This window comes from Vibrio floridensis, assembly GCF_021852965.1.
Lineage (GTDB): Bacteria > Pseudomonadota > Gammaproteobacteria > Enterobacterales > Vibrionaceae > Vibrio > Vibrio floridensis.
The window spans coordinates 73,962-95,841 of the sequence record NZ_JAKGCY010000008.1; the positions used below are offsets into that span (position 1 = coordinate 73,962).

At 47.9% G+C, this 21,880-nt stretch carries 15 protein-coding genes; 9 read left to right on the forward strand and 6 right to left on the reverse strand.

The annotated features are described in order from the left end of the window. Positions 1–305: 305 nt before the first annotated feature. The 8 genes from gltB (at position 306) to LZU85_RS13420 (ending at position 10,966) form a co-directional block, all read left to right on the forward strand. Entirely contained in the window at positions 306–4,769 is a 4,464-nt protein-coding gene (gene gltB, locus LZU85_RS13385) for a glutamate synthase large subunit (protein ID WP_237287259.1), read from the forward strand. A gap of 18 nt (positions 4,770–4,787) precedes the next feature. Then, a complete protein-coding gene (locus LZU85_RS13390) occupies positions 4,788–6,200 on the forward strand; it encodes an FAD-dependent oxidoreductase (RefSeq protein ID WP_237287260.1) in 1,413 nt (470 codons plus the stop codon). Between the two features lie 112 nt (positions 6,201–6,312). Beyond that, complete coding sequence (locus LZU85_RS13395; protein WP_225484168.1) at positions 6,313–6,741, forward strand: DUF1499 domain-containing protein; 429 nt, start codon at positions 6,313–6,315, stop codon at positions 6,739–6,741. 96 nt (positions 6,742–6,837) lie between these two features. After that, positions 6,838–7,533 (forward strand): 5'-methylthioadenosine/S-adenosylhomocysteine nucleosidase, encoded by a 696-nt coding sequence (mtnN, locus tag LZU85_RS13400; protein WP_011149517.1) that lies wholly within the window; start codon positions 6,838–6,840, stop codon positions 7,531–7,533. An 11-nt stretch (positions 7,534–7,544) separates the two neighbouring features. Continuing rightward, complete coding sequence (locus tag LZU85_RS13405) at positions 7,545–8,498, forward strand: cobalamin biosynthesis family protein (RefSeq protein WP_176298450.1); 954 nt, start codon at positions 7,545–7,547, stop codon at positions 8,496–8,498. Beyond that, complete coding sequence (gene btuF / locus LZU85_RS13410) at positions 8,495–9,316, forward strand: vitamin B12 ABC transporter substrate-binding protein BtuF (protein WP_176298449.1); 822 nt, start codon at positions 8,495–8,497, stop codon at positions 9,314–9,316. The genes LZU85_RS13405 and btuF overlap by 4 nt, the downstream gene beginning before the upstream one ends. 71 nt (positions 9,317–9,387) lie before the next feature. After that, positions 9,388–10,008 (forward strand): TRIC cation channel family protein, encoded by a 621-nt coding sequence (locus LZU85_RS13415; protein WP_011078648.1) that lies wholly within the window; start codon positions 9,388–9,390, stop codon positions 10,006–10,008. 112 nt (positions 10,009–10,120) lie between these two features. Continuing rightward, complete coding sequence (locus LZU85_RS13420) at positions 10,121–10,966, forward strand: LysR family transcriptional regulator (RefSeq protein WP_011078649.1); 846 nt, start codon at positions 10,121–10,123, stop codon at positions 10,964–10,966. On the opposite strand, the gene LZU85_RS13425 is transcribed toward LZU85_RS13420, so the two are convergent. After that, the gene (locus LZU85_RS13425) at positions 10,917–11,696 is read right to left on the reverse strand and encodes a TSUP family transporter (protein WP_206635380.1); all 780 of its coding nucleotides are present in this window, start codon (positions 11,694–11,696) and stop codon (positions 10,917–10,919) included. The two genes, LZU85_RS13420 and LZU85_RS13425, sit on opposite strands and share 50 nt — an antisense overlap. Before the next feature lie 323 nt (positions 11,697–12,019). Between LZU85_RS13425 and LZU85_RS13430 the strand changes: the two genes are divergently transcribed. Beyond that, positions 12,020–12,484 (forward strand): hypothetical protein, encoded by a 465-nt coding sequence (locus LZU85_RS13430; RefSeq protein ID WP_225485685.1) that lies wholly within the window; start codon positions 12,020–12,022, stop codon positions 12,482–12,484. A gap of 102 nt (positions 12,485–12,586) precedes the next feature. Here LZU85_RS13430 and carB read toward each other — a convergent pair whose 3' ends face one another. The 5 genes from carB to secA form a co-directional block, all read right to left on the reverse strand. Beyond that, positions 12,587–15,820 carry a carbamoyl-phosphate synthase large subunit gene (gene carB / locus LZU85_RS13435; protein WP_237287261.1) on the reverse strand — a complete coding sequence of 1,078 codons (3,234 nt, stop codon included), beginning with the start codon at positions 15,818–15,820 and terminating at the stop codon, positions 12,587–12,589. A gap of 16 nt (positions 15,821–15,836) precedes the next feature. Further along, positions 15,837–16,976: a glutamine-hydrolyzing carbamoyl-phosphate synthase small subunit gene (carA, locus tag LZU85_RS13440; RefSeq protein ID WP_011149509.1), complete on the reverse strand. Its 1,140-nt coding sequence runs from the start codon at positions 16,974–16,976 to the stop codon at positions 15,837–15,839. A 481-nt stretch (positions 16,977–17,457) separates the two neighbouring features. After that, complete coding sequence (dapB, locus tag LZU85_RS13445) at positions 17,458–18,267, reverse strand: 4-hydroxy-tetrahydrodipicolinate reductase (protein ID WP_013572424.1); 810 nt, start codon at positions 18,265–18,267, stop codon at positions 17,458–17,460. Positions 18,268–18,359: 92 nt separating this feature from the next. Next, positions 18,360–18,758, reverse strand: coding sequence for an 8-oxo-dGTP diphosphatase MutT (gene mutT, locus LZU85_RS13450; protein WP_176298447.1), 399 nt, complete (start codon positions 18,756–18,758; stop codon positions 18,360–18,362). 68 nt (positions 18,759–18,826) lie between these two features. Next, positions 18,827–21,550 (reverse strand): preprotein translocase subunit SecA, encoded by a 2,724-nt coding sequence (secA, locus tag LZU85_RS13455; protein WP_176298446.1) that lies wholly within the window; start codon positions 21,548–21,550, stop codon positions 18,827–18,829. Positions 21,551–21,880: the final 330 nt, after the last annotated feature.

The window sequence follows — 21,880 nt, forward strand, 5'->3', positions numbered from 1 at the left end:
GCATGTTGCAAACTTGTAACAACAAGAAATCTATCCACTTGAATTTAATACTCTTATTTAGACCATTACGTGGTAAATCGCATATTGGCGTGATTATTCACTAACAACTTGACCTTTTTCATAATAACCTATACGTTGTGAAGTCAGTGCAACATAAAGCCTCATTTATTGTTAAGAATTTAGAACGTTTTTATTGCATAAACATACGAATACAAATAATTAGAACGCATAGTTAGTCATACATACCAACATAAATTGTGTTGGTATTTCTGTCTGGAAGGCAGAGAAGCAAAGGGAGAATTGCAATGGCTCTTTATGATCCAAGTTTAGAGAAGGACAACTGTGGTTTCGGTCTTATCGCACACATGGAAGGTGAGCCAAGCCATAAACTGGTCCGTACCGCGATTTCAGCACTCGATCGCATGACCCACCGCGGCGGTATCGCTGCCGATGGAAAAACCGGCGACGGTTGTGGGCTATTACTTCAAAAACCCGACTCATATCTACGCTTGATAGCCAAAGAAAAAGGCTTCAATTTAGCGAAACAATACGCCATCGGTATGATCTTCTTCAGTCAAGATCCCGTTAAGGCGCAAACCGCTCGCGATATCATCAACAAAGAACTCGCCAAAGAGACACTCACGGTCGCAGGTTGGCGCAAAGTGCCAACCAATCCAGCGGTACTTGGTCCCATTGCCGCGGATTCTTTACCCGATATTCAACAAGTGTTCATTTCTGCTCCCGCGGGCTGGCGTGAGCGAGATATCGAACGACGCTTGTATATTGCTCGCCGCCGTATTGAAAAACAGATCACTGACGATAGAGATTTCTACGTTTGTAGCTTATCAACACAAGTGATTGTCTATAAAGGCTTGTGTATGCCAGCGGATCTGCCGCGTTTCTATTTGGATCTCGCGGATCTGCGGATGGAATCGGCTATCTGTTTGTTCCATCAACGTTTCTCAACCAACACTCAACCACGTTGGCCGCTCGCTCAACCGTTCCGCTACTTAGCACACAATGGTGAAATAAATACCATCGAAGGCAACCGCCAATGGGCTCGCGCTCGTGGCTATAAATTTGCATCACCACTTCTGCCTGATCTGCAAAGCGCTGCGCCATTTGTTAACGAAACGGGCTCGGACTCCTCCAGCTTAGACAATATGCTGGATCTCTTCCTTGCTGGTGGTATGGATATCTTCCGTGCCATGCGCATGTTGGTGCCGCCTGCGTGGCAAAACCACCCAGATATGGATCCTGACCTACGTGCCTTCTACGATTTCAACTCCAAACACATGGAACCTTGGGATGGCCCTGCTGGCATCGTACTTTCTGATGGGCGCTACGCCGCCTGTAACCTCGACCGCAACGGCCTACGCCCAGCTCGCTATGTGATCACCAAAGACAAATTGATCACCCTAGCCTCAGAAGTGGGCATTTGGGATTACGCACCGGATGAAGTGGCGGAGAAAGGTCGCGTTGGTCCCGGCGAGCTGTTGGTGATAGATACCCGTAAAGGCAAGTTATGGCAATCGAGTGAGATCGACAACGATCTTAAAAGCCGTCACCCTTACCGCGAATGGATGGACAACAACGTTCGCCGCCTTACACCATTTTCTGAACTACCTGAAGATCAAGTGGGTGAACGCAGCTTTGATAGTGACACACTAAAAACCTATCAAAAGCAGTTTGCGATGAGCAATGAAGAAGTCGATCAAGTACTGCGCGTGTTGGGTGATATGGCGCAAGAAGCCGTCGGCTCTATGGGCGATGACACCCCGATGGCCGTTTTGTCTTCAAAAGAGCGACTCGTAACGGATTACTTCCGCCAGAAATTTGCTCAGGTCACCAACCCACCGATTGATCCATTGCGCGAACAGCACGTCATGTCATTGGCCACCAGCATCGGCCAAGAGATGAACGTCTTTTGCGAAACAGACGGGCACGCTCACCGCGTGACATTCGGTTCTCCGGTGCTGCTCTATTCCGATATGCAGCAACTACTTGAGCTGAGCGATGACCACTATCGCAACACCATTTTGGACATCAACTACGATCCAAGTGAAAAAGATCTCAAGCAAGCGATATTGGATCTCTGCGATCAAGCAGAGCAAGTTGTCCGTGATGGCACGGTTTTGATTGTGCTTTCTGACCGCCCTTTAGTGGCGGGTAAACTGCCAATCCCAGCAGCCATGGCTGTGGGTGCGGTGCAAACTCGTCTCGTCAACGCCAACTTGCGTTGCGATGCCAACATCGTGGTGGAAACGGCGACCGCACGTGACCCTCATCAATTTGCCGTATTACTCGGCTTTGGTGCAACCGCAGTCTACCCCTACCTTGCCTATGAAGTGCTAGGGAAATTGATCGACGATGGCGCACTCGAAAAAAGCTATCGCGAGGTAATGCAAAACTATCAATACGGCATCAATAAAGGTCTGTATAAGATCATGTCGAAGATGGGCATCTCCACCGTTGCTTCTTACCGCTGTTCTCAACTTTTTGAAGCGGTTGGTTTGAGCCGTGATGTAGTGGAGTTGTGCTTTAAAGGCGTGACAACCCGCATTGAAGGTGCCGGGTTTGCGGACTTCCAACAAGATCTCTTTAACCTCTCTCGCAAGGCATGGGCAAAACGTAAGTCGATCGAACACGGCGGCTTACTCAAATACGTGCATGGTGGAGAGTACCACGCCTACAACCCTGATGTTGTTGGCACGTTGCAAAAAGCGGTGAAATCGGGAGAAAGCGGTGATTATCAGCAGTTCGCTCAACAAGTGAATCAACGCCCTGTCGCCATGCTGCGCGATTTAATGCAACTGAAAAAAGCGGACCAGCCACTTGCGTTAGAAAAAATTGAACCCAGTACCGAACTGTTTAAGCGCTTTGATTCTGCGGCGATGTCCATTGGTGCATTAAGCCCGGAAGCACATGAAGCGTTGGCAACCGCCATGAACCGTTTGGGCGGTTACTCCAACTCAGGCGAGGGGGGCGAAGATCCACGTCGCTTTGGCACCGAGCGCAACTCGCGCATTAAGCAAGTTGCCTCTGGCCGTTTTGGCGTCACGCCGCACTACCTCACCAACGCTGATGTACTGCAAATCAAAGTCGCTCAAGGTGCAAAACCAGGCGAAGGCGGTCAGTTACCTGGCCACAAAGTCACTGCCGAGATTGCTAAGCTGCGTTATTCCGTGCAAGGCGTGACACTTATCTCGCCACCACCGCATCACGACATCTATTCGATTGAAGACTTAGCGCAATTGATTTTTGACTTGAAACAGGTCAACCCGAAAGCGTTGGTTTCCGTCAAACTGGTGTCTGAGCCAGGCGTCGGCACCATCGCCACCGGCGTTGCCAAAGCCTATGCCGATCTCATCACCATCTCTGGCTATGATGGCGGTACTGCGGCCAGCCCACTGACGTCAGTAAAATACGCCGGCAGTCCATGGGAACTGGGCCTAGCTGAAACGCAGCAAGCCTTAGTGGCCAATGGCCTGCGTCATAAAATTCGTCTTCAAGTGGATGGCGGGTTGAAAACGGGCTTGGATGTGGTGAAAGGGGCGATTCTAGGTGCCGAGAGCTTTGGCTTTGGTACGGCACCAATGGTGGCAATGGGTTGTAAGTTCCTGCGTATCTGTCACCTCAACAACTGCGCGACCGGTGTAGCAACGCAAGACGAAACTCTGCGTAAAGAATATTTCAAAGGCTTGCCAGAAATGGTGATGAACTACTTTATCGGTTTGGCTGATGAAGTGCGAGGCTTGCTTGCTGAACTGGGCGTTGAAAAACTCACCGACTTGATTGGCCGCACCGATCTGCTCGAAGTGGTGCAAGGCATGACCGCTAAGCAGTCCAAGCTTGATCTGTCAGGCATTCTTGAAGCACCGGTGTCGCCACAGAATCTACCTCTGTTCTGGACAGAGCCCAATGCACCGTTTGATAAAGCGGTACTGAATCAGAAGATCATTGAAGACGCGCTTGATGCGGTTGAAAACCGTCAATCTGCCAACTTCTTCTACAACGTGATCAATACCGATCGTTCGATTGGCGCACGCCTTTCCGGTGAAATCGCCAAGCGTTATGGCAACCAAGGTATGGCAGCATCGCCCATTAAACTCTATCTCGATGGTACCGCTGGTCAATCTTTTGGTGTGTGGAACGCAGGCGGCGTCGAGCTTTATCTCACTGGTGATGCGAATGACTACGTCGGCAAAGGCATGGCAGGCGGTAAGATTGTCATCAAACCGCACTTAGGCACTGCCTTCCGTTGTAACGATGCGACCATTATCGGCAACACCTGTCTCTATGGTGCAACAGGCGGCAAACTGTTCGCTGCTGGTAAGGCGGGTGAACGCTTTGGTGTACGTAACTCCGGCACCATCACCGTGATTGAAGGCGCGGGCGACAACGCTTGTGAATACATGACCGGCGGCATCGTGGCCATTCTTGGCGCGACTGGGGTTAACTTCGGCGCAGGGATGACGGGTGGCTTTGCTTACGTTCTGGATGAGAATGAAGATTTCCAAGGCCGTGTTAACAGTGAGTCGGTTGAAGCGATTTCGCTTTCTGATCTCTATATCCACCAAGAACATCTACGCGGTTTGATCGCCGAGCATCTTGAAGAGACCGGCTCCGTTCACGCCGAAGATATTCTGGCCAACTTTGACGCATGGATACCGAAGTTCTACTTGGTGAAACCGAAAGCAGCGGATCTTAACACCCTGCTTGGCCACCAAAGCCGCAGTGCGGCAGAACTTCGCGTGCAGGCCCAGTAATTCAAGGAGGATATGAACATGAGCCAGAATGTATACCAGTTTATCGATGTTCAACGTGTCGATCCTGCTAAGAAGCCGCTGCAGATTCGCAAGATCGAGTTCGTCGAAATCTACGAACCCTTTACCAAACAGCAAGCGACCGCTCAGGCGGATCGCTGTTTAGATTGTGGTAACCCGTATTGTGAATGGAAGTGCCCGGTACACAACTACATCCCTCAGTGGCTAAAACTGGCCAATGAAGGACGAATTTTAGAAGCGGTCGAGCTTTCACATCAGACCAACAGCTTGCCGGAAGTGTGTGGTCGTGTTTGCCCTCAAGACCGACTGTGTGAAGGCTCTTGCACATTAAATGACGACTTTGGTGCCGTCACCATCGGTAATATTGAAAAATACATCACCGACAAAGCCTTTGAGATGGGCTGGAAGCCAGACATGTCCAAAGTCGAATGGACAGATAAGAAAGTGGCCATCATTGGAGCGGGCCCTGCAGGTCTCGCGGCTGCCGATATTTTGGTGCGCAATGGGGTCAAACCCGTTGTCTTCGACCGCTACCCAGAGATCGGTGGGCTACTGACGTTTGGTATTCCTTCTTTCAAACTGGAAAAAGGGGTGATGGAAAATCGCCGCCGCATTTTCAGCGAAATGGGTGTTGAGTTCCGCATGAACGTCGAAGTCGGTAAAGATGTGCAGATGCAAGAATTGCTGGAAGAGTATGATGCCGTGTTCCTTGGCGTCGGCACCTACAAATACATGCGTGCTGGTTTGGAGAATGAGGATGCCTCCGGCGTTTATGACGCCCTGCCGTTTTTGATTTCCAACACCTACAAAGTGATGGGCCTTGAACACGACCAGCCTTTCATCGATATGGCGGGCAAAAATGTTGTTGTGCTTGGTGGTGGTGATACCGCGATGGACTGTGTTCGCACTTCTATCCGCCAAGGCGCTGCCAATGTCGTTTGTGCCTATCGTCGCGATGAAGAGAACATGCCAGGCTCACGTCGTGAAGTGAAAAACGCCAAAGAGGAAGGGGTGAACTTTATGTTTAACCTGCAACCTCTGTCGATTGAAGTGGACACTCGCGGGCAAGTAACGGGCGTGAAAGTGGTGCAGACTGCGTTAGGTGAACCTGATGAGGCAGGCCGCCGTCGCCCCGAACCTGTGGCAGGCAGTGAGCATGTGTTACCTGCCGATGTGGTGATCATGGCCTTTGGTTTCCAACCCCATCAAATGAGTTGGTTGGAACCCTATGGGGTTGATCTCGACCAATGGGGTCGCATCAAAGCTGCTGCGAAACAGACTTACCAATTCCAAACCAGCAATGAGAAGATTTTTGCCGGTGGTGACGCGGTGCGTGGTTCCGATTTGGTGGTGACGGCGATTGATGAAGGCCGTAAAGCCGCGGAAGGCATATTAGATTATCTCGAACTCTAATATCTATCGGTGTGTTATGAGAGGTTGGTGATCGCTCACCAACCTTTTTTCTTTTAGACTTAATGTTTAAGATCTGCGGATAATTCCCTTTGGAAAACAGTCGGTGTACAGGATGAAAAAACTCATTTTAACGATTTGCGCCACCTTAGCCCTGACCGCTTGCAGCAATGGAGCTTACACAATGACCGATCGAACTTCTCAGCCTTGTGGCAATAAACCCAACTGTGTTTCCACACAAGATGAGCGCGCGAGTTTCCAACTCGACCCTTTTAAGCTCACGGCCAACGCCACCTTAGATCAAATAGAGCAAGTTGCCCTTGAGCTCCCAGGAGCAAAAGTGGCGGATAAAACGGAACACTACTTAAGAGTAGAATGCACTTCGCGACTGTTTCGCTTTGTTGATGATCTCGAACTCAAAATCGTCGATGGCCAATTACTCGTCCGTTCAGAGTCTCGCGTTGGTTACTCCGATCTTGGCGTCAATCGCAAGCGTGCAGAGCAATTAAGAAGCTTACTGACTGAGGCGGGTTTCATTGAGTAAAGGCAAAGGGTAAACAACAAGCGAAAGTACTTATTGTGACAGAGCTTTGCTATACTCTCGCCAATTCTATGTTTGTTTAAAAATGAAGAGATTGATATGAAAGTCGGTATTATCGGTGCCATGCAACAAGAAGTGGCCATCCTTAAAGAAGCAATGACCAACGCACAAACCGTAAATAAAGCAGGTTGCACCTTCTATTCAGGTCAAATCAATGGTGTTGAGGTTGTGCTACTGCAATCCGGCATTGGTAAAGTTGCTGCCGCGATTGGCACCACTATCCTTCTCGATGAATATCAACCTGATATGGTCCTCAACACCGGTTCTGCCGGTGGTTTTGATTCCAGCTTAAATCTTGGTGATGTGGTCATTTCGACTGAAGTCCGTCATCACGATGCTGACGTGACGGCATTTGGTTATGAAATGGGCCAAATGGCAGGTCAACCAGCCGCTTTCCTCGCTGATGAAAAATTGATGAACTTGGCTGAAAAAGCGTTAGAACAAATGGACGGACAGCACGCGGTTCGTGGTCTCATCTGTACTGGTGATGCATTCGTTTGTACCGCTGAGCGTCAAGCCTTTATCCGTCAACACTTCCCATCCGTGATTGCGGTTGAAATGGAAGCGTCTGCAATTGCACAAACTTGTCACCAGTTCAAAGTGCCGTTTGTTGTCGTGCGTGCAATTTCAGATGTGGCAGACAAAGAATCACCAATGAGCTTTGAAGAGTTCTTACCTTTGGCAGCCAAGAGCTCGTCAGAAATGGTCTTCAAAATGTTGGAACTGCTGAAGTAATCGCCCTATCTATGACAGAGCTGTTTGATCAACTCTATGCCAACGGCGCGCTCCTCATTCTATGGGGAGCGTTACTGTTCCATCTCATTATCCCGATTCCACGCTCCTCTCATCCCGTCACACTCTGGCACAAATTTGCCGAGCTGTTGGCAGATAAAGTCAATACCCAACAAAGCTATCAACAAAGCCTCATCTCAGGCAATTTAGCGTTATTGTTGATGCTGTTTCCTTGTTTAGCGGTCCTGTTTGCTTTAAAACCCTTGGTTTGGCAACCGCAGCTATTTGAACTTGCGTTGCTGTTGTTGGCGCTAGATTGGCGCAGTAACGAGAGCCTCGCCAAAGCGTTGATTCGTGCCATGGCCAATGAAGATAAACCTGCTGCAAGAAGCCTATTGGCCTCCTACCTCAATCGAGAAACCAACGCACTCTCCCAGCTTGGGATCGGCAAAGCCGCCGCTGAAACCTTGATTATGGGGTATGGGAGAAATGTGGTTGGCGTTCTCTTTTGGTTCGCACTTTCAGGCGGCATCGGAGCGTTGATGTATCGCCTCACAGTTGAACTGGCAAGAGCTTGGTCGCCAAGTCGTGCTAACTATGCGCCATTTGGCATGGCAGCCGTACGACTTGCCGCGGTACTGGATTTTATTCCTCTGCGTTTATTTGCCGTTATGATCCTGCTTGGTCAACACGCAGGTCAAACATGGCAAGGCATGCGTCAACAAGCCGCTTCTTGGCCATTGCCTGGTCCGGCTTGGTTACTGTGTGCCGTAGGCAACAAGCTGCAACTCTCTTTGGGTGGGCCAGCGATTTATCAAGGTAAAAGAGCCGAAAGAGCCAAAATTGGTGGACGCATTGCGCCTTCCGCTTTGCATATTGATCAGCTACAACATTTATTAGCACGTAGGATCCTAGTTTGGATTTTGCTTCAGAGCCTATTTATGGGGCTTATTTATCAAGGGATATGATGAAAACTCTCTCTTCACTTCTTCTACTGTTTTCGGTCGGTTTACAAGCAGCCCCCATTGAACGCGTCATCAGCTTGGCACCACACGCCACCGAGATCGCGTACGCAGCAGGGCTTGGGGATAAACTGATTGCCGTTAGTGAGATGAGCGACTATCCAGAGGCAGCCAAAACGTTAGAGAAAGTCTCCAACTACAAGGGGATTAACTTAGAGAAAATCATCACCTTAAAACCGGATTTGATCATCGCATGGCCGGCGGGTAACCCTGCAAAAGAGCTAGAAAAACTCGAGCAGTTTGGCTTTAAGATCTATTACTCACAAACCAAATCACTTAAAGATATTGGCGATAACATTGAACAACTCAGTCAATACAGTGACGATCCGCAAATCGGCCTAAACAATGCTCAAGATTACCGAACTCATCTCGAAGCGCTAAGAGCAAAGTACCAAAATCTCCCTAAAACCCGCTACTTCTACCAACTCAGCGACACGCCGATCATCACCGTTGCTGGCCAAAACTGGCCGACAGAGGTCTTTCGTTTTTGTGGCGGTGAGAATGTGTTTGATGGCGCATCAGCGCCTTATCCTCAAGTCAGTATTGAGCAGGTGATTCTAAAAAGACCCCAAGCCATGTTTGTTTCTCCTCACGCGATTCAAAATAACGGCATGTGGAGTCCTTGGGTTGAGGAGATTCCTGCATTAAAAAATGCGCATTTTTGGCAGCTCAATTCAGATTGGTTAAACCGACCAACCCCTCGCACCTTACTGGCGATTGAACAAGTCTGTGAGCACTTTGCCAGCATCGAGCAAAAACGCTAACGTTTGGCTGGAAAATTTCGTACAATTTGCCCCCATTTTCTGTTCCCTCACATTTTAAGGCATTAAGTAACATGGACTCCATGCTGCTGTATTTTATCGATTTATTTGGCACCGCTGTTTTTGCTGTTTCCGGCGTTCTCTTGGCTGGACGGTTAAAGATGGATCCTTTTGGTGTGGTTGTATTAGGCAGCGTGACCGCTATTGGTGGTGGCACTATTCGCGATATGGCCTTGGGCGCAACCCCCGTCTTTTGGATCAAGGACACCACCTATCTTTGGGTTATCATCGTTACCTGTCTGTTGACAATGCTCGTTGTGCGACGACCTAAGCGCTTGGCGTGGTGGATATTACCCGTCTGCGATGCCATTGGCTTGGCGGTATTTGTTGGGATCGGCGTCGAGAAAGCCCTCGCCTATCAAGATTCAGCGATGGTCGCGGTGATCATGGGCGTCATTACCGGCTGTGGTGGCGGGATCATTCGCGATGTGTTGGCGCGTGAGATTCCAATGGTGCTGCGAAGTGAAGTGTATGCGACTGCCTGTCTTGTTGGTGGGATATTCCACACATCAGCCCTAAGCCTTGGCTATGATCACTCTACAGCCTTATTGGCAGGAGTGTTTTCGACCTTGATCATCCGCTTGGGCGCCATTCGCTGGCATTTGTCTCTCCCAACCTTTGCCCTCAATAAGTAGTGGTTGTTGGCCGACTTTATCGGCCAACGTCACGCCTCACTTGCTTTCGCCTTGGCAGCCGAGTCCTTACTCGCTAAAGTGAACTACCTATTCCCACTCGTCATCAATCATTATGTTACTCGAAGGCATTGAAACCTTATTGGTTCTGCATAAAGAAAAGACCATGAGTCGCACCGGCAGTCAGCTCTATATTAGTCAATCTGCTGTCAGTAAACGCATTGCGAATCTTGAGAAAAAGCTTGGGAAGAAACTGATTGAGCCTGATGGACGTCATATTCGTTTAACCGCTGACGCTCAAGCCTTAATAAAGAGCATTGAACCAAGTTTTAATGAGCTGCGCGGGCAGATCTACGATCAGCAACTTATCGAAGATAATGCATTGATTAAAATCGATTGTTCAGAAACGCTACTGGCGGGTTATTTGAACAATGCGATGGAAGCACTGTACCAGCAGGATCGTCACCTTTCCTTGACCACCAACCACACACCTAGGATTGTGGAACACGTTCAGTCAGGCAAAGCCACACTCGGATTTTGCGCCGGCTATTTACCGCCAAATCATGGGCTAATGACCTTTCACCTCTTTGATGAATCTTTTAGCATCATTAGTAAGTACCCACTAACTGAGCTACCAAAAGCAATCATAACCAATGACCTCAACAATCCCGCCAATACCTATCAACTGGCTGCATTGTCAGCGGTGGGTGTGACGCCCTTGATGCAAATGGACTCTTACACCGCGTCAGCCCAGCTCGCTGTGGGTGGAATGGCACCCGCCCTAGTGCCGAAATCCGTGATTAACGCATTACGAATAGAGCCACAGTATTGCTATCACTTTGACGAGCTTAGTCATCTCACTCGTCCGGTGACGATATGTTGTCGAGCCAAAAGCCATCAAAACAGCCGAGTTAAAACAGTGATAACAACCATTGCTGATGCTGTTGCCAAAGTAGTTTAGAGGCCATTGCCATCGACATCACAATGACCAGAGGACGGATCCATTTGTGTCCTTTGGTCACCACCACTTTTGCTCCCAAGCGCGCACCAATAAAGCCCCCCACAGCCATCACTAAGCCCACTTTCCAGACTGGCAATCCCGCCAGCACAAAAAACAGTAATGCCGCGATGTTAGAGGTAAAATTGAGCACTTTGGTTCGCGCAGTGGCTTCAACGAGGGAAAACTGTCCAAGCACAACAAAACAAACGGTAAAGATCGATCCCGTTCCCGGGCCAAAAAAACCATCATAGAAACCAACACCACCACCGACCGACAGTGCAAACATCGCCTCGGATAACTTTGGCTGTCCCCCTGTATTGCGGGTGGGCGGCGCGAGTAAAAAATAGAGAGAAATCGCGATTAGCAGCACGGGAATCAAGCTGGTTAGCACGCTGGCATCAATCACTTGAACAAGCTCTGCCCCGATGGCCGCTCCAATAAAGGTGCATGCGATGGCGACTTTCATCTCTTTTAAACTGACGATGCCATTACGGACAAAATATAAGCTGGCTGAGAAACTGCCGAATGAGCTTTGCAACTTATTGGTCGCCAATGCTTGTGTTGGGCTCAACCCTGAAGCCAACAACGCAGGAAGAGTGAGCAGTCCACCACCACCCGCCATGGCATCAATAAAGCCAGCCACAGAAGCAACAAAGAACAGTGCTGCCAACACCTCAATCGTTATGTCCAATTCAAGCATCCTTTTCAAAGAGGAAGAGTAAAGAACAAGACGGTAGCATCAAAACTAGCGAGGTAAAAAGGAAACCCAAGACAGTAATCCATTCCTAAAATTCATTAGTTAGGAAAAGGGTAAACATAATGCATCAAACATATCAGTTACATTTCCAATTGAGATCACTCTCAAGAATATTTTAATGTTTTGAAGAAAACAGAAAATATGGGCTTAATCCTATCAACTAAAAGATGCCATAGGTGCAACTATCAGTTTCGTGGGCAGCGCAACCTCCGGTAACGTCGGGGCTATTGCTGTAGGTATCTACGAGGAGCTTTCCGTTGAGTAGTCAGGAAAAAGAAGTATTCATTCTATCCGCTAAAAGCATTGTCATAGCTTTAAGTACGATAATGCTTTTAACAATAGGGGGTGGACTAAACATATTCTTTCTGGATCAACTCGTCGATATTTCTACTACCTACGGCCCATTCTACTTATGGGTAGTGATGATGGGACTTGGCGCTCTTTTGGTAACGATTCCATATGGAATGATCATTATTCATGGTTTGAAGCACCTAAATCCAATCAATATTGTTAATGCCACGATACAGCTTTTCATTGCGGTATGGTTTGGTATTTCAGAATCAAAAATAGGAGATCTGTTCTGGATAATAGCTTCCGTTTTCCCAGTTCTCGCACTTTATTTGATGAACACACCGTCCTACAAATGTTTCATAAGCTTCTACCATGAACTAGCTCTAAACCGTAGAGCTCATCGAAGACAAATTAAAAATTTCAATAAGTAGAACCACTAACCGAATTTAAACAAAAAAAAGCCCGCTCAAATGAGCGGGCAATGAGGTTGTCATATAAGCCGTTATAGTTATGAACTCAGGGCTTACTGATTATTACGCTTTCAAACTCGCTTGCACTTGCGCGTGTAGTTCCTGAACCGACGTCACGCTTGCTTTCGCGTCCGCCGTATGAGACATACAGGTTGCAAATGCCGCGTTAAGTGTCGTGGTGTAGTTCACTTTCTCTGCAAGTGCGCCACGGCGTAGAACTTTCGAATCTTCAATCGCTTGACGACCAGCCGCCGTGTTCACGATGTAGGTGTATTCGTTGTTCTTAATGCGGTCAAGAATGTGAGGACGACCTTCGTGCACTTTGTTTACTAGGCGTGGGTTGATGCCCGCTTCACCTAAGATCACTGCCGTGCCGTGTGTCGCATCCAGCTTGTAGCCTAGTTTCAGTAGTTTAGACGCTAGGTCAACCACACGTTGCTTGTCGCCTTCGCGTACCGAAAGCAGCGCACGACCACCTTCAGGATACACATTGCCACAACCCAGTTCTGCTTTCGCATACGCTTCAGCAAAAGTTGCACCTACACCCATCACTTCACCCGTTGAGCGCATTTCAGGGCCCAATAGTGGGTCAACGCCAGGGAACTTGTTAAATGGCAGAACCACTTCTTTTACCGAGTAGTAAGGAGGAATAATCTCTTTGGTGAAACCTTGCGATTCCAGAGACTGACCAGCCATAACACGTGCAGCGATTTTAGCCAATGGTGCACCGGTCGCTTTCGATACGAATGGAACGGTACGTGCAGCACGAGGGTTCACTTCGATGAGGTACACTTCGTTATCTTTTACAGCAAACTGCGTGTTCATCAGACCACGAACACCCAACTCAAATGCCAGCTTTTCGACTTGCTCACGCATCTTGTCTTGGATTTCTTGGCTTAACGTGTAAGCAGGCAGTGAACATGCAGAGTCACCTGAGTGAACACCTGCTTGCTCGATGTGCTCCATGATACCGCCAATCACCACGCGCTCACCGTCACAGATAGCGTCGATATCGACTTCAATTGCATCGTCTAGGAAGCGATCCAGTAGAACCGGCGATTCGTTCGACACGCTAACCGCTTCGTTGAAGTAGCGACGTAGGTCTTGCTCGTCATAAACGATCTCCATCGCGCGGCCACCCAGTACATAAGATGGACGAACGACCAATGGGAAGCCAATTTCACGCGATTTCTCAACCGCTTGCTCCATGGTGGTCACGGTTGCGTTATCTGGCTGTAGCAGGCCTAAGCGATCAACCGCTTGTTGGAAACGCTCACGGTCTTCCGCACGGTCGATGGCATCTGGGCTAGTACCGATAATGGGTACGCCTGCCGCTTCTAGCGCACGCGCCAATTTCAGTGGCGTTTGACCACCGTACTGCACGATCACGCCTTTTGGCTTTTCAACGCGAGCAATCGCCAACACATCTTCTAGAGTAACCGGTTCAAAGTAGAGACGGTCTGAAGTGTCGTAGTCGGTTGATACGGTTTCTGGGTTACAGTTCACCATGATGGTCTCGTAACCATCTTCGCGTAGCGCGAGCGAAGCGTGTACACAGCAGTAGTCAAATTCAATACCTTGACCGATACGGTTTGGACCACCGCCCAGAACCATGATCTTTTCTTTATCGGTTGGGTTTGCTTCACACTCGTCATCATAAGATGAGTACATGTAAGCCGTATCCGATGAGAATTCTGCCGCACAGGTATCAACACGCTTGTATACAGGGTGGATGTCGAATTGATCACGTAGACGACGGATTTCACTTTCAGCCACGCCGAGTAGTTTTGATAGGCGAGCGTCGGAGAAACCTTTACGCTTCATTTGACGAAGCACATCTTGAGTCAAACCAGCAAAACCACCCGCTTTCACTTGCTCTTCCAGCTTCACAATCTCTTCGATTTGAACCAAGAACCAGCGATCAACGTTAGTTAGATTAAACACACCATCAACTGACATACCCGCACGGAATGCATCTGCAATGTACCAAATACGCTCAGCGCCCGCTTCTTTCAGCTCGTGGCGAATTTTGGTCAGTGCATCTGGTGAATCAAGATCAACCATCTCATCAAAACCAGTCGCGCCCACTTCTAGACCGCGCAGCGCTTTGTGCAGTGATTCTTGTTGGTTACGGCCAATGGCCATCACTTCACCAACTGACTTCATTTGCGTCGTCAAACGGTCGTTAGCACCGGCAAATTTCTCGAAGTTAAAACGAGGAATCTTAGTCACTACGTAGTCGATGGTCGGTTCAAATGATGCTGGCGTCGCACCACCAGTGATGTCGTTTTGTAGCTCATCAAGCGTGAAGCCAACGGCTAGTTTCGCTGCAATCTTCGCAATAGGGAAACCTGTCGCTTTTGAAGCCAAAGCAGAAGAGCGCGATACACGTGGGTTCATCTCGATGATAACCATACGGCCATCTTTCGGGTTGATACCAAACTGCACGTTTGAACCACCGGTCTCTACACCGATTTCACGAAGTACCGCTAGCGACGCATTACGCATCAGTTGGTATTCTTTATCTGTCAGCGTTTGAGCCGGTGCCACAGTGATAGAGTCACCGGTGTGGATGCCCATTGGGTCGAAGTTTTCGATTGAACATACGATGATACAGTTGTCCGCTTTGTCGCGAACCACTTCCATTTCGTACTCTTTCCAACCGATCAAAGATTCATCGATCAGCAGTTCATTGGTTGGCGACAGGTCAAGACCACGGCGACAGATTTCTTCGAACTCTTCTTTGTTGTACGCGATACCACCACCCGTACCACCCATGGTGAATGACGGGCGGATGATACATGGGAAGCCAACCATATCGAGCACTTTGTACGCTTCTTCCATGGTCTTCGCCGTATCAGCACGAGGACACTCTAGGCCGATAGATTTCATCGCTTTGTCGAAACGCGAACGGTCTTCCGCTTTATCGATGGCATCAGCAGTTGCACCGATCATTTCTACGCCAAATTCCGCTAGCACACCGTGCTTTTCAAGCGCAAGCGCACAGTTTAGAGCCGTCTGACCACCCATGGTTGGTAGAACCGCATCTGGACGCTCTTTTTCGATAATCTTGCGTACCACTTCCCATTGAATTGGCTCGATGTAGGTCGCATCCGCCATATCTGGGTCTGTCATGATGGTCGCTGGGTTCGAGTTTACTAGGATAACTCGGTAACCTTCTTCACGTAGCGCTTTACATGCTTGTGCGCCTGAGTAGTCAAACTCACAAGCCTGACCGATAACAATTGGACCAGCACCTAGGATAAGAATGCTTTGAATGTCAGTACGTTTTGGCATTGTCTACTACTCCAAATTAAGCGCTGTGTTGTTTAATCAGTTCGATGAAATGGTCAAATAGCGGAGCTGCGTCGTGTGGACCTGGGCTCGCTTCTGGGTGACCTTGGAAGCTGAATGCTGGCTTGTCTGTGCGGTGAATTCCCTGCAAAGAGCCATCAAAGAGCGATACGTGAGTAGCACGTAGGTTATCTGGTAGAGTTGCTTCATCAGCGGCAAAACCGTGGTTTTGCGAAGTAATCATCACCACATTGCGGTCTAAATCTTTTACAGGATGGTTTGCACCGTGGTGACCAAACTTCATCTTCACCGTTTTTGCACCAGACGCCAACGCGAGAATTTGGTGGCCAAGACAGATACCAAATACTGGTAGGCCTTTTTCTAGGAACACTTTGGTTGCTTCAATCGCATAAGTACAAGGTGCCGGGTCACCAGGGCCGTTTGACAGGAAAACACCATCTGGGTTTAGCGCCAGAACGTCTTCTGCCGACGTTTCTGCTGGCACGACCGTTAAGCGGCAGCCGCGGTCAACCAACATTCGTAAGATGTTGCGTTTTGCGCCGAAATCGTAGGCAACAACGTGATATGGCAATTCGCTGTCATCTTTCGCTTCTGGAAGTCCACCCTCAAGCGTCCACGAACCTTGTTTCCATTGATACGCTTCTTTTGTTGTAACCTCTTTCGCAAGATCCATTCCTTTTAAACCTGGGAATTCTTTTGCTTTCGCCAGTGCCAAAGCTTCATCTAGGTTGTTACCTGCAACGATACAACCATTCTGGGCACCTTTCTCACGCAGAATACGAGTGAGTTTACGCGTATCAATATCAGCAATGCCGACAATGTTTTGCGATTTGAGGTAATCAGAAAGAGATTGTTCACTACGGAAGTTAGAAGCGATAAGAGGGAGATCGCGAATCACAAGGCCTTGAGCATGAATGGAAGAGGATTCTTCGTCTTCGGAAGTGGTTCCGGTATTGCCAATGTGAGGGTAAGTAAGAGTAACGATTTGCTGGGAATAAGAAGGATCAGTGAGGATTTCTTGATACCCCGTCATCGAGGTATTGAAAACGACTTCTCCAACGGAAATACCATCTGCGCCGATGGACACTCCGCGGAACACTGTCCCATCTTCCAGGACTAACAGTGCTGATTTACTCAAGACAACCTCCAGAATAAAAATGCATAAAAAATAAATTAAACTGCAAATCTGCCCTATCTATCACCAGAAAAGTGTGATTTTGGGGAATTCAGACAAATTGGCGGTATTCTAAAGACACTCTTGATACATGTCAACATTTCGCATCTAACAAAATATCACTTTAGAGCATCTAGGGTAAAAAACAGCAAAACAGCCCCAAAAGTATAACTTTATTCAGCCTCAACCACCCAATTCATGAAAATTTTATGAAACGAGCAAAAACCAAGCAAACCTAGATCACATTTTTTATTTACACCAAAAAGCAAACGTTGCGCGAGTTTCCATTACACTTACTTTCTGGCACTTCAGAGCAAAACAAAGCCAAACAACAAGAAATAATACATTAACTTAACGCTAAGAAGACAAGAGCTTTGAGCAAACTTTAAGGAAAAGTAGAGCAGATAAAAGAAGCGCCAGCATTGGCTGGCGCATAATTATTTATTTACAGGTCGTTAAGACCAAGGACATCTGTCATCGTATAAAACCCGGCAGGTTTTTCGTGCAGCCACACTGCAGCTTTGACGGCACCATTAGCAAAAGTCATACGGTCTGTTGCCTTGTGGGTAATTTCTACACGCTCACCAATATCAGCAAACATCGCGGTATGCTCGCCAACAATATCCCCCGCTCGAATGGTCGCGAAACCAATTTCGTCCTTGGTTCGCTCTCCAGTGATCCCTTCACGAGCATAGACGGCAACATCACTGAGTTTATTACCCATGGCACCAGCAATCGCCTCACCCATACCAATTGCAGTACCCGATGGAGCATCCACTTTGTGGCGGTGATGCGCTTCCACAATTTCGATGTCACAGTAGTCGCCCATCACTTTAGCCGCCTTTTCAAGCAGCTTGAAAACAAGATTCACACCCACAGAGTAATTTGGCGCCATGACCACAGGTACCTGTTGCGCGACCAGATCGATCTGCTCACGTTGCTCTTCGGTAAAGCCAGTGGTACCAATCACAATACTCTTGCCATATTGTTGGCAAAGCGCCAGATTGTTCAAAGTGCTTGCTGGAGCGGTAAAATCAATAATTACGTCAAATTGATCAATTTGTTTGGCTAAATCATCGCAAACCACAACGTCAAATTTACCTTCACCGCATAGTTCACCAAGATCGACACCAACCAGTGATGATTCTGGACGCTCTGAGCCAGCAGCAACCTTGGCCGCCGGATTGTGATGTGCTGCTTTAACCAAATTGCGACCCATACGACCCGCCGCTCCTGCCACTGCAATTCTTACCATTGCATTTTTCTCCGTGTTTCTGGATCTGCCAAACGGGCAAATCGATCAAATAGGCTCTTAAACTATCAACTATTGCAAAGCGAGACCAGATCTCAAGCAAACTCTTTTAGCACTCTTTCGAGAATTGGTACGTTCGCTTCTGGAAACGGGTAACGGCTCAGTTCCGCAATCGCCACCCACTCTCCCTGCTGTCCTTCTCTTCCATAAGGCTGACCGTTAAAATCCGTCACTGTGATAAAGTCAAACTTGAGAGATTTATCTGGGTAATCGTACTCTAAATGCTCAAACAGCTGCTGTTGAGTCGCCGTAATACCGATTTCTTCTTCGAGTTCACGTACCATGGCTTGCTCTATGCTTTCACCCTCTTCGACTTTGCCTCCAGGAAACTCCCAAAAGCCACCTTTGTGCTTATCTTCAGGTCTTTTCGTAATGAAGATCTCTGACTTATCACGATTAAAAATAATCGCCGCTACGATATGAATGCGCTTCATCGCCTTTTCCTTAAAAAAAGAGTCGCCTAAGCGACTCTCGAATCATTTTGTACTTTAAATACAGCGTGTTAGTTAATTTGACCGTGGCACTGTTTATACTTTTTACCGCTACCACACGGACAAGGCTCATTACGACCCACTTTTCGCTCTTCACGAACCATAGGTTGATGATGCCCTTCAGCAGAGTCATCGGCAAGTTGGCTTTGAGCTGAAGCATGTTGAGCTTGAGCGCGGCGAGCAGCCTCTTCTGCTTGAGCACGACGTTGAGCTTCCATACGCTCGACTTCTTCTTGTTGCTGCACACGAACTTTTGACAAAATCATCACAACATCGGATTTCAATGTTTCAAGCAAGCCTTCAAACAGCTCAAACGACTCACGCTTGTATTCCTGTTTCGGGTTCTTTTGTGCATAACCACGCAGATGGATACCTTGACGCAAGTGATCCATCGCCGCCAAGTGCTCTTTCCACAATGTATCCAACGTTTGTAACATCACGGATTTTTCGAAGTTACGCAGCACTTGTGCACCAACCACTTCTTCTTTCGCTTTGTAAACTTCAACCGCAGTATCAATGACTTTTTCACGTAACGCTTCTTCGTAAAGCTTGTCGTCTTCTTCCAACCACTGCTTCACTGGAGCATGGATATCGAAATCGTTCTTCAGACGCTCTTGCAGCCCTTCAAGATCCCACATGTCTTCCAGTGATTGAGGTGGAATGTATTCATCGATGACACCTTGAAGCACATCAACGCGATTGTGTTCGATCATATCGCTGATGTCATCAACACTCATCAGCTCATCACGCAGCTCGTAAACTACTTTACGCTGATCGTTCGCCACGTCATCGTACTCAAGTAGCTGCTTACGAATATCAAAGTTACGTCCTTCCACTTTGCGTTGCGCTTTTTCGATAGAGCGAGAAAGCATCTTAGATTCGATCGCTTCCCCTTCTTCCATGCCACTTTGAATCAATGCCGCCATACGATCCGAAGTAAAGATACGCAGTAGTGAATCTTCCATAGAAAGGTAGAAACGAGACGAACCGGCATCACCCTGACGACCTGAACGACCGCGCAGCTGGTTATCGATACGGCGAGATTCGTGACGCTCAGTACCAATAATGTGTAGACCGCCCGACTCAAGCACTTGATCGTGAACCAGCTTCCACTCCGCTTTGATTTCATCAATCTGTTCTTGCGTTGGGTTAGCCATCGATTCAACTTTCGCTTGCCAACTACCACCTAGCACGATGTCCGTACCACGACCAGCCATGTTGGTTGCGATGGTCACCGCACCCGGTTTACCGGCTTCTGCAACAATTTCCGCTTCTTTTTCGTGGAACTTAGCATTTAGAACATTGTGTTTAATTTTCGCTTTCTTCAGTGCATTCGAAAGCAGCTCGGATTTTTCGATAGAAACCGTACCCACAAGTACAGGCTGACCTTTTTCTACACGCGCTTTGATGTCTTCAATAATGGCAGCAAATTTTTCTGCTTCAGTACGATAAACAACATCTGGCATGTCGTTACGGATCATTGGTTTGTTGGTTGGGATAACCACTGTCTCAAGACCGTAAATCGATTGGAATTCGAACGCTTCGGTGTCCGCTGTACCCGTCATACCAGACAGTTTTTCATACAAACGGAAGTAGTTCTGGAATGTAATCGAAGCCAAGGTCTGGTTTTCGTTTTGAATCTTAACGCCTTCTTTCGCTTCAACCGCTTGGTGAAGACCTTCAGACCACCGACGACCCGGCATAGTACGGCCAGTGTGTTCGTCAACGATCACCACTTCACCGTCTTCGTTTACGATGTAGTCTACGTTCTTCTCAAACAGGACATGCGCACGTAATGCCGCGTTAACGTGATGCAGAAGGCTGATGTTGGTTGGAGAGTACAATGTATCTCCCTCTTCCATTAGGCCATTTTTCACCATCAATTCTTCCACAAACTCTTGGCCTGTTTCCGTTAGATGCACTTGCTTCGATTTTTCATCGACAGTGTAGTGGCCGTCACCACGATACTCTTCAGAATCTTCTTTATCTTGCTTCTGCAATAAAGGAATCAGCGCATTGATACGCGTGTAAAGCTCAGAGCTGTCTTCAGCAGGGCCAGAAATGATAAGTGGTGTACGCGCTTCATCGATCAGGATCGAGTCCACCTCATCGACGACGGCAAAGAAACGCTCACGCTGTACACGATCTTCATTACGAAAAGCCATGTTGTCGCGTAGGTAATCAAAACCAAACTCGTTGTTGGTCCCGTATAGAATATCCGCTTGGTACGCTTCTTTTTTCGCTGGATGTGGCATGTTTGGCACGTTAATGCCTACGGTCATTCCAAGAAACTCAAATAGAGGGCGGTTGGTCTCTGCATCGCGCTTCGCTAGGTAATCATTGACGGTAACAATGTGAACACCTTTGCCTGCTAATGCATTAAGGTAAGCAGGAAGAGTTGCGGTTAAAGTTTTACCTTCACCCGTACGCATTTCAGCGATTTGGCCTGCATTGAGAACCATACCACCAATCAACTGAACGTCGAAATGACGCATACCGTAGACACGCTTTGACGCTTCACGAACAGTAGCAAATGCTTCAGGTAATAGTTGGTCAAGCGTTTCGCCCTGCTCTAGGCGTTGACGGAACTCAACGGTTTTTGCTTTTAATTGTTCATCTGAGAGAGCCTCAAAGGTCGGCTCGTAGTTGTTAATCTCTTTAACAATCTTTCTAAGGCGGCGCAGTGTGCGATCGTTGCGACTACCAATCACCTTTGTCAGTAGCTTAGTTATCATTTTTATGAATCTCTCTTTGTTAGACCATTTTCGGCCTACGATAAATGCCTTCAGTCTCTACCAGTTTTAAACTAAGGATACTGAGATAAATCATGTAACTCAGATATTGTACTGACGAGCTATTTTTTCAAGGCTAAGGTGGCAAATAATGTCGCCTAGTGTAAGGATTTTTCTTTAAGACAACCATCACAAACCCCATTTGTTTGAAGCGCTTTGAAGTTTTTATTGTTATTGGCGATGGATTCACCAGTGAAATAACTCCAAAGCAACTTGAAGCGGACTTACGTGGTAACTTAGAATGCATATACAGATGTTTTTTGAGTTGTTCAT

Coding starts and splice junctions, on each gene's coding strand:
- LZU85_RS13420 (WP_011078649.1), top strand. CDS start 10,121: ATGTTACTCGAAGGCATTGAAACCTTATTGGTTCTGCATAAAGAAAAG.
- gltB (WP_237287259.1), top strand. CDS start 306: ATGGCTCTTTATGATCCAAGTTTAGAGAAGGACAACTGTGGTTTCGGT.
- LZU85_RS13390 (WP_237287260.1), top strand. CDS start 4,788: ATGAGCCAGAATGTATACCAGTTTATCGATGTTCAACGTGTCGATCCT.
- secA (WP_176298446.1), bottom strand. CDS start 21,550: ATGATAACTAAGCTACTGACAAAGGTGATTGGTAGTCGCAACGATCGC.
- dapB (WP_013572424.1), bottom strand. CDS start 18,267: ATGGTAAGAATTGCAGTGGCAGGAGCGGCGGGTCGTATGGGTCGCAAT.
- mtnN (WP_011149517.1), top strand. CDS start 6,838: ATGAAAGTCGGTATTATCGGTGCCATGCAACAAGAAGTGGCCATCCTT.
- carB (WP_237287261.1), bottom strand. CDS start 15,820: ATGCCAAAACGTACTGACATTCAAAGCATTCTTATCCTAGGTGCTGGT.
- LZU85_RS13395 (WP_225484168.1), top strand. CDS start 6,313: ATGAAAAAACTCATTTTAACGATTTGCGCCACCTTAGCCCTGACCGCT.
- LZU85_RS13415 (WP_011078648.1), top strand. CDS start 9,388: ATGGACTCCATGCTGCTGTATTTTATCGATTTATTTGGCACCGCTGTT.
- LZU85_RS13405 (WP_176298450.1), top strand. CDS start 7,545: ATGACAGAGCTGTTTGATCAACTCTATGCCAACGGCGCGCTCCTCATT.
- btuF (WP_176298449.1), top strand. CDS start 8,495: ATGATGAAAACTCTCTCTTCACTTCTTCTACTGTTTTCGGTCGGTTTA.
- mutT (WP_176298447.1), bottom strand. CDS start 18,758: ATGAAGCGCATTCATATCGTAGCGGCGATTATTTTTAATCGTGATAAG.